This is a genomic window from Achromobacter sp. Marseille-Q4962 (assembly GCF_943737005.1).
In the GTDB taxonomy this organism is placed as follows: Bacteria; Pseudomonadota; Gammaproteobacteria; order Burkholderiales; family Burkholderiaceae_B; genus Achromobacter.
On the sequence record NZ_CALSFU010000016.1, the window covers coordinates 136,067 to 149,355 of the forward strand.

Annotated in this window: 13 protein-coding genes; 11 read left to right on the forward strand and 2 right to left on the reverse strand. The window is 68.8% G+C overall.

Annotated features, from left to right (window positions below; translation table 11 throughout):
* The first annotated feature begins 48 nt into the window (after positions 1-48).
* The 6 genes from purD to NGJ44_RS15790 all read left to right on the forward strand — a co-directional run bounded on the left by purD (position 49) and on the right by NGJ44_RS15790 (position 4,430).
* Positions 49-1,356, forward strand: coding sequence for a phosphoribosylamine--glycine ligase (gene purD / locus NGJ44_RS15765; protein WP_053244004.1), 1,308 nt, complete (start codon positions 49-51; stop codon positions 1,354-1,356).
* Between the two features lie 13 nt (positions 1,357-1,369).
* Positions 1,370-2,278, forward strand: a complete 909-nt coding sequence (hemF, locus tag NGJ44_RS15770; protein WP_251864518.1) for an oxygen-dependent coproporphyrinogen oxidase — start codon at positions 1,370-1,372, stop codon at positions 2,276-2,278.
* Positions 2,275-2,862 carry a nicotinate (nicotinamide) nucleotide adenylyltransferase gene (gene nadD, locus NGJ44_RS15775; protein WP_251864519.1) on the forward strand — a complete coding sequence of 196 codons (588 nt, stop codon included), beginning with the start codon at positions 2,275-2,277 and terminating at the stop codon, positions 2,860-2,862. The genes hemF and nadD overlap by 4 nt, the downstream gene beginning before the upstream one ends.
* Positions 2,863-2,925: 63 nt before the next feature.
* A complete protein-coding gene (gene rsfS / locus NGJ44_RS15780; protein WP_053244005.1) occupies positions 2,926-3,327 on the forward strand; it encodes a ribosome silencing factor in 402 nt (133 codons plus the stop codon).
* Positions 3,328-3,334: 7 nt separating this feature from the next.
* Positions 3,335-3,805 (forward strand): 23S rRNA (pseudouridine(1915)-N(3))-methyltransferase RlmH, encoded by a 471-nt coding sequence (gene rlmH, locus NGJ44_RS15785; RefSeq protein ID WP_251864520.1) that lies wholly within the window; start codon positions 3,335-3,337, stop codon positions 3,803-3,805.
* A 13-nt stretch (positions 3,806-3,818) separates the two neighbouring features.
* Positions 3,819-4,430 carry a Maf family protein gene (locus tag NGJ44_RS15790; protein WP_053244006.1) on the forward strand — a complete coding sequence of 204 codons (612 nt, stop codon included), beginning with the start codon at positions 3,819-3,821 and terminating at the stop codon, positions 4,428-4,430.
* Here the strand turns inward: NGJ44_RS15790 and NGJ44_RS15795 are convergent.
* Positions 4,382-5,326, reverse strand: coding sequence for a LysR substrate-binding domain-containing protein (locus tag NGJ44_RS15795; RefSeq protein WP_251864521.1), 945 nt, complete (start codon positions 5,324-5,326; stop codon positions 4,382-4,384). The two genes, NGJ44_RS15790 and NGJ44_RS15795, sit on opposite strands and share 49 nt — an antisense overlap.
* A gap of 147 nt (positions 5,327-5,473) precedes the next feature.
* Here NGJ44_RS15795 and NGJ44_RS15800 point away from each other — a divergent pair, with 147 nt between their 5' ends.
* Genes NGJ44_RS15800 through NGJ44_RS15810 form a run of 3 tightly spaced genes read left to right on the forward strand, consistent with a single transcriptional unit; the run spans position 5,474 to position 7,951 of the window.
* On the forward strand, positions 5,474-6,454 hold the full coding sequence (locus NGJ44_RS15800; protein WP_251864522.1) for a tripartite tricarboxylate transporter substrate binding protein: 981 nt from the start codon (positions 5,474-5,476) through the stop codon (positions 6,452-6,454).
* A gap of 58 nt (positions 6,455-6,512) precedes the next feature.
* Positions 6,513-7,235 (forward strand): PIG-L deacetylase family protein, encoded by a 723-nt coding sequence (locus NGJ44_RS15805; protein ID WP_251864523.1) that lies wholly within the window; start codon positions 6,513-6,515, stop codon positions 7,233-7,235.
* On the forward strand, positions 7,232-7,951 hold the full coding sequence (locus NGJ44_RS15810; RefSeq protein WP_251864524.1) for a 4-carboxy-4-hydroxy-2-oxoadipate aldolase/oxaloacetate decarboxylase: 720 nt from the start codon (positions 7,232-7,234) through the stop codon (positions 7,949-7,951). The genes NGJ44_RS15805 and NGJ44_RS15810 overlap by 4 nt, the downstream gene beginning before the upstream one ends.
* A 50-nt stretch (positions 7,952-8,001) precedes the next feature.
* Here NGJ44_RS15810 and NGJ44_RS15815 read toward each other — a convergent pair whose 3' ends face one another.
* Positions 8,002-9,348 (reverse strand): dicarboxylate/amino acid:cation symporter, encoded by a 1,347-nt coding sequence (locus NGJ44_RS15815; protein ID WP_053246519.1) that lies wholly within the window; start codon positions 9,346-9,348, stop codon positions 8,002-8,004.
* 289 nt (positions 9,349-9,637) lie between these two features.
* Here NGJ44_RS15815 and NGJ44_RS15820 point away from each other — a divergent pair, with 289 nt between their 5' ends.
* Both NGJ44_RS15820 and NGJ44_RS15825 read left to right on the forward strand, forming a co-directional pair.
* Positions 9,638-11,560, forward strand: coding sequence for a sensor histidine kinase (locus NGJ44_RS15820; RefSeq protein ID WP_251864525.1), 1,923 nt, complete (start codon positions 9,638-9,640; stop codon positions 11,558-11,560).
* Positions 11,561-11,599: 39 nt separating this feature from the next.
* Positions 11,600-13,036: a sigma-54-dependent transcriptional regulator gene (locus tag NGJ44_RS15825; protein WP_251864526.1), complete on the forward strand. Its 1,437-nt coding sequence runs from the start codon at positions 11,600-11,602 to the stop codon at positions 13,034-13,036.
* Positions 13,037-13,289 lie beyond the last annotated feature (253 nt).

A 13,289-nucleotide genomic window follows, 5' to 3' on the forward strand; every position in this document is an offset into this window, starting at 1 on the left:
CGCCGCCTTTTCCACGGCTAGCGTGGCAACCTTCAGAATCTCGCAACAATGAAACTCCTCGTAATTGGCTCGGGCGGCCGCGAACATGCCCTCGCCTGGCGTCTGGCCCGCTCTCCGCGCGTACACAAGGTGTACGTCGCGCCGGGCAACGGCGGCACGCAACGGGCCGAGCAGATGGAAAACATTGCGCTCACCAGTGCCGAGGAGCTGGCCGACTTCGCCCAGCGTGAAGGCATCGCCCTGACCGTCGTCGGCCCCGAGGCGCCGCTGGCCGCCGGCGTGGTCGATGTATTCCGCGCCCGGGGGCTCAAGATCTTCGGCCCAACCAAGGCGGCCGCCCAGCTCGAAAGCTCCAAGGACTATGCCAAGGCCTTCATGGTGCGCCACGGCATCCCCACGGCCCGCTACGAAACCTTCACCGATCCCGCCAAGGCGCATGCCTACGTCGACCAGGAAGGCGCGCCCATCGTCATCAAGGCCGACGGCCTGGCGGCGGGCAAGGGCGTGGTCGTGGCGGCCACCCTCGAAGAAGCCCACGCGGCCATCGACGCCATGCTGGGAGACGGCTCCCTGGGCCAGGCCGGCGCGCGCGTGGTCATCGAAGAATGCCTGGTGGGCGAAGAAGCCAGCTTCATCGTCATGTGCGACGGCCGCAACGTGCTGGCCCTGGCCACCAGCCAGGACCACAAGCGCCTGCAGGACGGCGACCAGGGCCCCAATACCGGCGGCATGGGCGCCTATTCGCCGGCGCCCATCGTCACGCCCGAGCTGCACCACCGCATCATGCGCGAAATCATCCTGCCCACCGTGCAGGGCATGGCGCGCGACGGCATTCCCTACACCGGCTTCCTGTACGCCGGCCTCATGATCGCGCCCGGCGACGACCCCGACCGCGCCATCAAGACGCTGGAATTCAACTGCCGCATGGGCGACCCCGAAACCCAGCCCATCATGATGCGCGTGAAAAGCGATCTGCTCGACGTGCTGGAACACGCCGTCGAAGGCACGCTCGACCAGGCCGACATCGTCTGGGACCGCCGCACGGCCCTGGGCGTGGTGCTGGCCGCCCACAACTACCCGGGCACGCCCCGCACGGGCGACCTCATCCGGGGCCTGCCGGCCGACGCCGAAGACTGCATGGTGTTCCACGCCGCCACGCGGGTGGACGAAGAAGGCATCAAAACCAGCGGCGGCCGCGTCCTGTGCGTCACGGCGCTGGGCGACTCCGTGAAAATGGCCCGCGACCGCGTCTACGAAGCCATCGACGGCATCCATTTCGACGGCCGCCAGTACCGCAGCGACATCGGCTGGCGCGCGCTCAAGCCCTCGCAGCAGAAATCCAAGACCCACGCCTGACCCGGACACGCCGATGACCCTGCCCGTTGCTTCCGTGCGCGCCTACCTCACCGGCCTGCAGGCCCGCATCGTGCAGGCGCTGGAGGCCGCCGAAGGCGCGGCTTTCCGCGCCGACGAATGGACCCGCCCCGAGGGCGGGGGCGGCCTGTCCCGGCTGCTGGAAGGCGGGCGGCTCTTCGAGCGGGCCGGGGTCCTGTTCAGCCACGTACAGGGCGCCAAACTGCCGCCCTCGGCCAGCGCGCACCGGCCCGAGCTGGCGGGCCGCTCCTGGGAGGCCATGGGGGTGTCCATGGTGCTGCACCCGCGCAATCCCTACGTTCCCACCACGCACATGAACGTGCGCATGTTCGTGGCGGCCGCGCGCCCCGGACACGACGAGGCCGACGTGTTCTGGTTCGGCGGCGGCCTGGACCTCACCCCCTATTACCCGTTCGAGGAAGACGCCCGGCATTTCCATGCCGTCTGCCGCGACGCGCTGGCGCCGCACGGGGCCGATTACTACCCCCGCTACAAGCGCTGGTGCGACGAGTACTTCTTCCTCAAGCACCGCAACGAAACCCGGGGCGTGGGCGGCGTCTTCTACGACGACCTGAACGCACCGGGCTTCGACGCCTCGTTCGCCCTCACCCGCTCGGTGGGCGACGCTTTCCTGCCGGCCTATATGCCCATCGTGGAACGCCGCCGCTCGCTGCCTTACGGCGAACGCGAACGCGACTTCCAGGCCTACCGCCGCGGCCGCTACGTCGAATTCAACCTGGTGTTCGACCGCGGCACGCTGTTCGGCCTGCAGTCGGGCGGGCGTACCGAATCCATCCTGCTGTCCATGCCGCCGATGGCGCAGTGGCGCTACGACTGGCAGCCCGAGGCCGGCACGCCGGAAGCGGAGCTTGCGGCCTACCTCAAGCCGCGGGACTGGGTGTGAAGCGCGTCGGCCTGCTGGGGGGCAGCTTCGACCCCGTGCACGTGGCGCACGTCGCGCTGGCGCGCACGGCGCTGCAGGCGCTGCGCCTGTCCGAAGTGCAGCTCATCCCGGCGGCCAACCCCTGGCAGCGCGCGGCCCTGCACGCCGCGCCGGCGCACCGCCTGCGCATGCTGGAGCTGGCCATCGAGGGCGAATGCGGCCTGGTCGTGAACCCCATCGAGATCGAGCGCGGCGGCGCCACCTACACCATCGACACGCTGCGGGCCCTGCCCGAAGGGCCGCGCTACGTGTGGCTGCTGGGCGCCGACCAGCTCTTGAATTTCTGCACCTGGCGCGACTGGCGGGAAATCGCGCGGCGGGTGGACCTGGCCGTGGCGACCCGGCCGGGCTCCTCCCTGGCGCCGCCGCCCGAACTGGCCGCCTGGCTGGCGCAGACCGGGCACGGGCTGGAGGCCCTGCCATTTGCGCCCATGGCGGTGTCCGCCTCGCAGATACGCCGGAAGCTGGCGGCGGGCGAATCGACCCGCGGCCTGCTGGCCGAACCCGTCGCCGCCTATATTGCGGCGCACCACCTGTACCGTTAACCGCGCGCAAGCCCCGCTTGCGCCGCCTTCCCGCGGGTTTTCCGCGGGTTATCATTCGCAGCTATGGATATACAAAAACTCCAACGCGCCGTCATCGACGCGCTCGAAGACGTCAAGGCGCAAGACATCAAGGTGTTCAACACCACGCACCTGACCAGCCTTTTCGACCGCGTGATCATCGCGAGCGCCACCTCCAACCGCCAGACGCGCGCCCTGGCCTCCAGCGTGGCCGACCGCGGCCGCGACCTGAAGATCCCCGGCATCACCATCGAAGGCGAAGACACCGGCGAATGGGTCGTGGTCGACCTGGGCGACGTGGTCGTGCACATCATGCAGCCGGCCATCCGCCAGTATTACAACCTCGAGGAAATCTGGGGCGGCAAGCCGGTGCGCGTGAAGCTGCTGCCGGAATCCACCCGCGTGCCGCCTCCCGGGCTCGGCCCGCAACCCGGCGCCGAAGACTGAGCCCGCCGTGAAACTGCTCGTCGTGGCCGTGGGCACGCGCATGCCGGACTGGGTCGAGACGGCCTGGAACGATTACGCCAAGCGCCTGCCGCCGGACTGCGCGCTCGAACTGCGCGAAATCAAGCCGGAGTCCCGCACCAGCGGCAAGACGCCGGCGCAGATGATGGCCGCCGAGGCCAGGCGGATCGAAGCCGCCCTGCCGGCCGGCGCCCTGCGCATCGCGCTGGACGAGCGGGGCCGCGATCTCACCACCATGGCTCTGTCGCAAAAACTCGAGCAGTGGCGCGCCGGCGGCCAGGACGTGGCTTTCCTGGTCGGCGGCCCCGACGGCCTGGACGCCGGCCTCAAGGCGTCGTGCTCGGGCATGCTGCGTCTTTCCTCGCTCACCCTGCCCCATCCCATGGTGCGGGTCGTGCTGGCCGAGCAGCTTTATCGCGCCTGGGCCATTCTCACCAACCACCCCTATCACCGGGCCTGACGCCCGGCACGCCATGACCCGCCCCGCCGCTCCCCGCCTGTACCTGGCCTCCGGCAGCCCCCGCCGCCGAGAACTGCTCACCCAGCTCGGACTGGCTCACGAGGTGCTGCGCGTGCCGGCCCCGCCGGGCGAAGACGAGCCGCAACTGCCGGGCGAGGCGGCGGCCGATTACGTGCGCCGCACGGCGCGCGAGAAGGCCGAGCGCGGCGTGGCCTGGATGCGCGACCAGGAACTGCCGGAACTGCCGCTGCTGGCGGCCGACACCACCGTCATCCTGCGCGGCGCGGTGCTGGGCAAGCCGGCCGATCGCGACGACGCGCTGCGCATCCTGGCCGCGCTTTCCGGAACCGAGCACGAGGTCCATACGGCCGTGGCGCTGGCGCACGCCGGACGCCTCCACGAGGCCGTCTCCATCACCACCGTACGCATGCGCGAACTCTCGCAGGCGGAGCGCGAACGCTATTGCGACAGCGGCGAACCCTACGGCAAGGCCGGCGCCTACGGCATCCAGGGCCTGGGCGGCGTCTTCGTCAGCCATATCGCCGGCAGCTATACCGGCGTCATGGGCCTGCCGGTCTACGAAACCGCGCAGCTGCTGGGTTCGGCGGGCATCGAACTCCCCTGAGCGCCTGCCTCGCGCTCGACGGTTTCCACGAAGCGCCGCAGCAGCGGCGCGACGTCCCCGCGCCGGTAGGCCAGGATCAGGCGGCTGACCGCGTCCGGCGTATCCAGGCGGCGATACACCACGCCGGGGATGCCCGTGCGCGCATAGGTTTCCGGCAGCACCGAAACGCCCATCCCCGCCGCCACCAGCCCCACGATGGTGGCGCCTTCGCGCGCTTCCTGCATCAGGCGCGGCGCAAAGCCCGCCCGGCTGGTGAGCGCGGTGACGTGCTCGAACAAGCCGCAGCCCAGCCCGCGCGGAAACAGGATGAAGGACTCGTCGGCCAACGCGGTCACGGGCAAAGGCTCCTGCGCGCGCGCCAGGCGGTGCCAGGCCGGCAGCACGGCCACCAGGCGATCCGCCCATAGATCCAACGTGACAATGCCGGGCGGCGGGCAGAATTGCGGCGAGGGCCGCAGAAACCCCACACTGATGTCCTTGTCCGCCAGCGCGTGCAGCTGCTGCCCGGTGGACATGTGGATGAGATCCGCCCGCGCCGCGGGATGGCGCTCCCGAAACGCCTGCACCAGCCGCGGAAAGGCGTCCACCATGGGCACCGAGGCCGTGAACGCGATGCGGATCTCGCCCGCGTCGCCCTGCGCCGCCAGGCGCACCACCTCGCCCGCGCGATCCAGATGGCCCAGCGCATGGCGCGCCTGTTCCAGAAACAGCGCGCCCGCCTCGGTCAGCGCCACGTTGCGCTTGTTGCGCGCCAGCAGCACCGCGCCCAGCTCTTCTTCCAGCGCCTTGATCTGCAGGCTGAGCGGCGGCTGGCTCACGTGCAGGCGCCTGGCCGCCGCGCTGAAACTCAGTTCTTCGGCAACAGCGACGAAATAACGCAATTGGCGGAAATCCATGCGGGCTCCTGCGGGGGCTGGGATGGCGGACTCAAGCTTCTTATTTTGAAGCCAAATAAATCGGCCTCAGAAAAAGTATTGGACAGTATTAGTACTGAATCCGCAACATGCCGGTACACGCACATCAGAACCGCACAGGAGACAACCATGTTCAATCTGCCCCGCATGCTCGGCCGCGCCACGGCTTCGCTCTGCCTGGCCGCGGCCCTGCCGACCGCCCATGCCGCGGACGGCTTCCCCGACAAACCCATCCGCATCGTCGTGCCCTACGCCGCGGGCGGCGGGGTGGACATCGTGACCCGCCTGGTCACGCAGAAGATGTCGGAAGCGCTCAAGCAGACCATCATCGTGGACAACCGTCCCGGCGCCGCCACCAATATCGGCATGGAAAACGTGGCGCGCTCCCAGCCCGACGGCTACACCCTGCTCACCGCTTCCAACACGCTGGCCAGCAACGGCGCCCTTTTCTCCAAGCTGGCTTTCGACCCCGCCAAAGACTTCGCGCCCGTGGGCGCCATCGGCTATGCGCCCCTGGTGGTCGTGGTGCGCGCCGATTCGCCCTACCGTTCGCTGCAAGACCTGGCGAAAGACGCCCAGGCCCACCCCGACAGGCTGACCTACGCCTCCGCCGGCAACGGCAGCTCGGGCCACCTGGCCAGCGAAATCCTCAAGTCCGAAGGCCACTTCAAGGCGCTGCACATTCCCTACAAGGGAGGTTCGCCCGCCATCACCGACCTGCTGGGCGGACGCATCACCTTCATGTCGATCAATCCGCTCGAGGTCGTCCCGCACGTGCAGTCCGGCAAGCTGCGCGCACTGGCGGTGCTCAACCCGCATCCCACGGCGCTGATGCCCGATCTCCCCACGGCGGCTTCCCAGAATCTGCCCGGCGCCAACGCCACGGTGTGGTGGGGCCTCGTCGGCCCGGCCGGCATGCCCGCGCCCGTGGTCGCCAAGCTCAACCAGGCCCTGCAGGCCGCGCTGGCCGACCCCGGCGTCGAGAAGCGCATGGCCGAAATGGGCGCCACTGTCACGCCGGGCTCGGCGCAGGACTTCGGCGCCTTTGTGGCCAGCGAAACCATGAAATGGACCAAAGTCATCAAGGAGGCCGGCATCCGCGCCGATTGACGGCGCGCCCCGGCTTCGCCAGGCGTCTCGCGGCGCCTCTCTCTTTCAGGACCAGCGCATGAGCACTCCCACTTCCAACGGCCTGATCGTCAGCGCCCACTCCGCCGATTTCGTCTGGCGCGCCGGCGGCGCCATCGCCCTGTACGCCAGGCGGGGCTGGAACATGACCGTAGTCTGCCTCTCTTTCGGCGAACGCGGCGAATCGGCCAAGCTGTGGCGCGAGCCCGGCATGACGCTGGAGCGCGTCAAGGCCGCGCGCCGCGAAGAGGCCGCGCGCGCCGCCGGCATCCTCGGCGCTTCGGTGCGCTTCCTGGATTGCGGCGACTATCCGCTGCGCGTGAACGACGACGCCCTGTTCCAGCTCGTGGACATCTACCGCGAGCTGCGCCCGGCTTTCGTGCTGACGCACTCGCTCAAGGATCCCTATAACTTCGACCACCCGCTGGCCACGCACGTCGCCCAGGAAGCGCGCGTGATCGCGCAGGCGCACGGGCATAACCCGTCGCAGCCCGTGCTCGGCGCGCCGCCGGTATTCCTGTTCGAACCGCACCAGCCGGAGCAATGCGACTGGAAACCGGAAGTGCTGCTCGACATCTCCGAGGTGTGGGACGTCAAGCGCCGAGCTTTCGAATCCATGTCGGCGCAGGAACATCTTTGGGAGTACTACACCCGTGTGGCCCTGCAGCGCGGCGTGCAGGCCTCGCGCAATTCGGACCTGAAGATCTCCCACGCCGAAGGCTACCAGCGCGTCTTCCCGCAAGTGACGGGAGCGTTCGCATGAGCGCCGGCCGTCCTGCGGGCCCGCGCCACGTTGCCGTGCGCAACATTCCGCGCCCGGACGCCGAGGCGGTGCGGCGCCTGGAAGCCGCGGGCGTGGCGACGGTGCACGAAGCCCAGGGCCGCACCGGCCTGCTGCACCCCTCGCTGCGCCCCGTGTGGCCGGGCGCGACCGCAGCCGGCCCGGCCGTCACCGTGCTTGCCCAGCCCGGCGACAACTGGATGCTGCACGTGGCCGTCGAGCTCTGCCAGCCCGGCGACGTGCTGGTCGTGGCCTGCGCTACCGATAATCACGACGGCATGTTCGGGGAGCTGCTCGCCACCTCGCTGAAGGCGCGCGGGGTCCGCGGCCTGGTGATCGACGCCGGCTGCCGCGACGTGCGGGCCCTGCAGGCCATGGGGTTTCCGGTGTGGGCCAAGGCCGTCTGCGCCCGGGGCACCGTCAAGGCGACGCCGGGCAGCGTCAATGTGCCGGTCGTCTGCGGCGGCGCGTTGGTCGAACCCGGCGACGTCGTGGTGGCGGACGAGGACGGCGTCGTGGTGGTGCCGCGCCGCCACGCTGGCGCCGCCGCCGATGCCAGCGACGCCCGCCTGTCGCGCGAAGCCATTACGCGCCAGCGGCTGGCGGCGGGAGAACTGGGCCTGGACATCTACGGCATGCGCGAAAAACTGCGGGCCGCGGGCCTCGTGTACGTGGACAGCGCGGCGGACCTGCACTGAAGCCATGCCCTCCGCATGAAAAAAGCCGGGCTCGACCCGGCTTTTTTGCTTCAGGCGCGGCGCGGCTCGGCCGGCAAGCCGGGCTGCGGCGCCTCGGGCGCGGGATGGGCCGCGGCCCCGTCGTTCAGGGCGGCGTTCAGTTGGTCGCGATCCAGCTCGCCCTCCCAGCGCGCCACCACAATGGACGCGGTGGCATTGCCCACCAGGTTGGTCAGCGCGCGGCACTCGGACATGAAGCGGTCCACGCCCAGGATCAGCGCCATGCCCGCCACGGGCACCGACGGCACCACGGACAGCGTGGCGGCCAGGGTGATGAAGCCCGCGCCCGTCACGCCGGCGGCGCCCTTGGAGCTCAGCATCGCAACCAGCAGCAGCAGGATCTGGTCGCCCAGCGTCAGCGGAATATCGCAGGCCTGCGCAATGAAAAGCGCCGCCATCGTCATGTAGATGTTAGTGCCGTCCAGGTTGAACGAGTATCCCGTGGGCACGACCAGGCCGACCACGGACTTGGAACACCCGGCGCGCTCCATCTTCTGCATCAGCGTGGGCAGGGCCGCTTCCGACGAACTGGTGCCCAGCACCAGCAGCAGCTCTTCGCGGATGTAGCGCACCAGCTTCAGGATGGAGAAACCGTTGTAGCGCGCCACCATCCCCAGCACCACCACCACGAACAGCACGGACGTGGCGTAGAACGTGCCCACCAGCATGGCCAGGTTGATGACCGACTTGATGCCGTACTTGCCGATGGTAAAGGCCATGGCGCCGAACGCGCCGATGGGCGCCGCCTTCATCAGGATGGCCACGAGCTTGAACACGGGCTGCGCCAGGGCGGTCAGGAAATCCAGCACCGGCTTGGCCCGCTCGCCCACCATGGCCAGCGCGATGCCGAACAGCACGGCCACGAACAGCACCTGCAGGATGTCGCCGCTGACGAACGGGCTGAAAATCGTGGAGGGAATGACGTTGAGCAGAAAGCCCGTCACGGTGGAGTCGTGCGCCTTGCTGACATAGCCGGCGACGGCCTTCTGGTCCAGCGTGTTCGGATCGATGTGCATGCCCGCGCCGGGCTGCACAATGTGGCTCACCACCATGCCCACGACCAGCGCCAGCGTCGAAAACACCAGGAAATACAGCATGGCCTTGCCGGCCACGCGGCCCACCTTTTTCAGGTCGCTCATGGCGGCGATGCCGGTGGACACTGTCAGGAAAATGACCGGAGCGATGATCATCTTCACCAGCTTGATGAAACCGTCGCCCAGGGGTTTCATGGCCTCGCCGAGATCGGGCTTGAAATACCCCAGCAGCATGCCGACCACAATGGCGAACAGCACCTGCACGTACAGGATTTGATAGAGCTTGAGCTTGCGCGCAGGCGCGCCGTGATCCACGTCGATCATTGGGATTTGTCCCCACCAGGGCCCCGGCGCCGGCCGGCTTGCCTGGCCGGGGCTGGAGCGTTATCTCTTTTATGGCTCACCGGGAAATGCCCGGAGCCGGCTTCGCCGCCTGGCGGCGGCTTGGCAAGAAGGTATGCAAAGACCATGCCAGGCCGCCTGAACGCCGGGGCCTTTTCCAAGCCCTTGTTTTCCCGGGATTTTTCCGACACTCGCTCCCTCCGCCTCAGGCATTTCGGCGAAATTTCGCACACATCCAGAGTAGAATGTGCGGAAACTCGCACACATCTCTATGACGCCACCCCGCTTTTCCCAGCCAGCAGGCCGGCCCCGTCCCGGCGCGGGCGCGTGGCTCGCCCGGCTGGCGCTGGCCGCGCTGCTCCTGTCCGCCGCCGGCGTCGCCCTGCGGCTCGCTACCGAGTGGGCTCGCGCGGGCGCCGTGAAGGAAATCGCCGCCCAAGCGCGCAGCGCCGGCCAGCTCAACGCCGCCCTGCTGCGCAACAACCTGGACAAATTCCGCACGCTGCCCTTCGTGCTGGCTCGCGACGAGGCCTTGCGCGCTACGCTGCGCAACCCGCAGCCCGCGCAAATCCTGACGCTGGACGAGAAGCTGGACGCCCTGAGCCGCGGCGTCAGCGCCTCGGCCATCTACGTTCTCGACCACACCGGCTACGCCATCGCAGCCAGCAACTGGAGGGAGCCGGCCACCTTCGCGGGCGTGGATTACCAGTTCCGCCCCTATTTCAAGAACGCCGCGACGCACGGCTATGCCGAACACTTCGCCCTGGGCACCGTCAGTCATGAAGCCGGCCTGTACCTCGCGCGGCGGGTCGACGACGCGCGGGGCGCCATGCTGGGCGTAGTCGTGCTGAAGGTCGATTTCCGCGCGCTCGAGGCGGACTGGCGGCAATCCAGCGCGCCCATTTTCGTCACGGACGAGCACGGCATTGTGCTCCTGGGCAGCAACCCGGCATGGCGCTTCTCCGTGCTGGAGCCGCTGCCTCCGGACCTGGCCCGGGGCCTGCGGGCAAGCCTGCAGTTCGGCGACGCGCCTTTTCTCGCGCTGCCGTTCAGCCCGCTTCTACGCCCGGAAAGCGCGGCGCAGCTCGTCAATACCCATGCCCCCTTGCCGCCGCACATTTCCGTCGGCGCGCCCCTGCTGCACACCACGGTCCCCATTACGGAATCGCCTGACTGGACGCTGCATCTGCTGACCCCGGTGGAATCGGCCGTGAACCGCGCCACCGCCAACGCGCAGCTCGGCGTCCTCCTGGCGCTGGCCGTGCTCGGCACGGCCAGCGGCATTGCCGTGTACCGGCGGCACCTGCATCGCACCCGCGCCTCGGAGCAAGCCGCCATCCAGCGGCAGCTCACGGCCCAGGTCGAAGAACGCACCGCCCAGCTCAGGGAAACCAATGAGCGCCTGGTCGCCGAAATGGATGAACGCCAGCGCGCCACCGCGCAGTTGCACACCATGCAGGACGAACTCGTGCAGGCCAGCAAGCTGGCGCTCCTGGGGCAGATATCCGCCGGCGTCGCGCATGAAATCAACCAGCCCGTGGCCGCGATACGGGCCTACGCCGACAACGCGCGCGAGTTCCTCGCGCGCCGCGACATGGCAACGGCCAGCGAAAACCTCGAAGCCATCGCCTCGCTCACCGAACGCATCGGCAACATTACCGGCGAGCTGCGCGCCTTCTCGCGTAAAGCCGGCGACAGCCTCGAGCCCACCAGCCTCAACCAGACGCTCGAAGGCGCCCTGCTGCTGGTCGGGCCGCGCGCGCGCCGCCAGAACGTGGCGCTGCCGCGCCCGCTCGAGCGCGACTTCCTGGTGCAGGCACACCCCTTGAGGCTCGAACAGGTGCTGGTCAACCTGCTGCAGAACGCCCTGGAGGCCATGGAGAACCGACCGTCCGGCCGCATCGGCCTGGCCGTGCGCGAAGACCAGAACGCCGTCCGCCTCTACGTAGGCGACGACGGCCCCGGGCTGACGGCCGAAGCCCGCGGCCGGCTCTTCATTCCCTTTCTCACCACCAAGCCCGAAGGACTGGGCCTCGGGCTCGTCATCTCGCGCGACATTGCCGCCGAGTTCAGCGGCGAACTGCGCGCGGCCGAGCCCGGCGAGCCCTTGCCCGCCGGCCTGCCGGGCGGCGCCGTATTCGTCCTGACGCTGCGCAAGGCGCAATCCGGCGCTGCGGGCTCGAACGGCGCATAGCGCCCCGCCGCCCGCTCCTCTTTCTGTCTGGATATCCGCATGACCCGTCCCGCACCGCCATCCAATCCGCCCGCCAACCGCGGCGACACCCCTTCCCTGCCGGCAAGCCCGCCCCGCGTCGTCTTCATCGACGACGACGAGGATCTGCGCCGCGCCAATGTCCAGACGCTCAAGCTGCACGGCATCGCCGTCGACGCCTATGCCGGCGCGCGCCCGGCCCTGCCTGCATTGACGCCGGAGTTCGACGGCGTGGTGGTCACAGACCTCCGCATGCCCGACATCGACGGCTTGCAGCTGTTTCAGCGGCTCCGGGACATCGATCCCGAGATCCCCGTCATTCTCATCACCGGCCATGGCGACATTCCCACCGCCGTACAGTGCATGCGCGACGGTGCCTATGATTTCCTCGCCAAGCCCTATGCGGCCGACCGCCTGGTCACCGCCATCACGCATGCCGCCGAAAAGCGCAGGCTGGTGCTCGAGAACCGCCGCTTGCGTGCGGCGGCCTTCAGCGCGGACGGCGAAGACCCGCTATTCATCGGCGCTACGCCCGCCATGCAGCGCATCAAGCAGACCCTGCGCCACATCGCCGATGCTGACGTGGACGTGCTGGTCGAAGGAGAAACCGGCACCGGCAAGGAAGTCGTGGCCACCACCCTGCACCGCCTCAGCCAGCGCCGCAACGGCGCGCTGGTGGCCATCAATTGCGGCGCCATGCCGGAATCGGTCATAGAAAGCGAGCTGTTCGGCCACGAGCCCGGCGCTTTCACCGGCGCCCAGAAAAAGCGCATCGGCCGCATCGAGCATTCGAGCGGCGGCATCCTGTTCCTCGACGAAATCGAGAGCATGCCGCTGGCCGTACAGGTCAAGCTCCTGCGCGTCCTGGAATCCCGGCAGATCACGCCGCTGGGCAGCAACGAAGTGCGCAATCTCGACCTGCGCGTCGTGGCGGCCACCAAGGAAGACCTGGGCAGCCCCGCCATCCGCGCGCGCTTTCGCGAAGACCTGTTCTACCGCCTTAACGTCGTCACCATACGCATCCCCCCCTTGCGCGAACGGCGCGACGACATCCCGCTGCTGTTCGCGCACTATCTCGGCCAGGCATCCCGCCGCTTCCATCGCGACATTCCCAAAATCTCCGCGGAACTTCAGCGCCACGTGCTCACGCACGACTGGCCGGGCAACGTCCGCGAGCTCGCCCACTTCGCCGAGCGCGTCGTGCTGGGCGTCCTCAACGAGCCCCCCGCTCCCTCGCCGCATCAGCCCGATCCTGACACCGGCCTGAGCCTGCCGGAACGCATGGAGCGCTACGAAGCCCGCATCCTGCGCGAAACCCTGGCGGCCCACCAGGGCGAGGTCAAGGCCACGCTGCAATCGCTGGGCATCCCGCGCAAGACGTTCTACGACAAGCTCCAGCGCCATGGCATCGAACGCCAGGCCTACGCCGCTCCTCAACCCGGCTCGTCTACCGACTGATTTCCGGCGCATCGACGCTCGCGTTCGCGGTTTGCGGTTCAAGGTTTGCGGTTTGCGGAACGCGGCGTAGGCGCCGGTGCCGGCCGGATTTCGTACTGGCGCGGGCCCTGGGGAGGGCGTGCCGATGGGTCGGTGGCCGGGTGTGGGGTGGCGGCGCGCGCAAAAACAAAACCCCGCAGCGGTTGGGCTGCGGGGTTTTGAGGGATAAAAGCCTGACGATGACCTACTTTCACAGACGTGCGTCCACTATCAT

Excerpts from the sequence above, each read along its gene's own strand:
- purD (WP_053244004.1), top strand. The coding sequence starts at position 49 with ATGAAACTCCTCGTAATTGGCTCGGGCGGCCGCGAACATGCCCTCGCC.
- hemF (WP_251864518.1), top strand. The coding sequence starts at position 1,370 with ATGACCCTGCCCGTTGCTTCCGTGCGCGCCTACCTCACCGGCCTGCAG.
- rsfS (WP_053244005.1), top strand. The coding sequence starts at position 2,926 with ATGGATATACAAAAACTCCAACGCGCCGTCATCGACGCGCTCGAAGAC.
- NGJ44_RS15790 (WP_053244006.1), top strand. The coding sequence starts at position 3,819 with ATGACCCGCCCCGCCGCTCCCCGCCTGTACCTGGCCTCCGGCAGCCCC.
- NGJ44_RS15795 (WP_251864521.1), bottom strand. The coding sequence starts at position 5,326 with ATGGATTTCCGCCAATTGCGTTATTTCGTCGCTGTTGCCGAAGAACTG.
- NGJ44_RS15800 (WP_251864522.1), top strand. The coding sequence starts at position 5,474 with ATGTTCAATCTGCCCCGCATGCTCGGCCGCGCCACGGCTTCGCTCTGC.
- NGJ44_RS15805 (WP_251864523.1), top strand. The coding sequence starts at position 6,513 with ATGAGCACTCCCACTTCCAACGGCCTGATCGTCAGCGCCCACTCCGCC.
- NGJ44_RS15810 (WP_251864524.1), top strand. The coding sequence starts at position 7,232 with ATGAGCGCCGGCCGTCCTGCGGGCCCGCGCCACGTTGCCGTGCGCAAC.
- NGJ44_RS15815 (WP_053246519.1), bottom strand. The coding sequence starts at position 9,348 with ATGATCGACGTGGATCACGGCGCGCCTGCGCGCAAGCTCAAGCTCTAT.
- NGJ44_RS15820 (WP_251864525.1), top strand. The coding sequence starts at position 9,638 with ATGACGCCACCCCGCTTTTCCCAGCCAGCAGGCCGGCCCCGTCCCGGC.
- NGJ44_RS15825 (WP_251864526.1), top strand. The coding sequence starts at position 11,600 with ATGACCCGTCCCGCACCGCCATCCAATCCGCCCGCCAACCGCGGCGAC.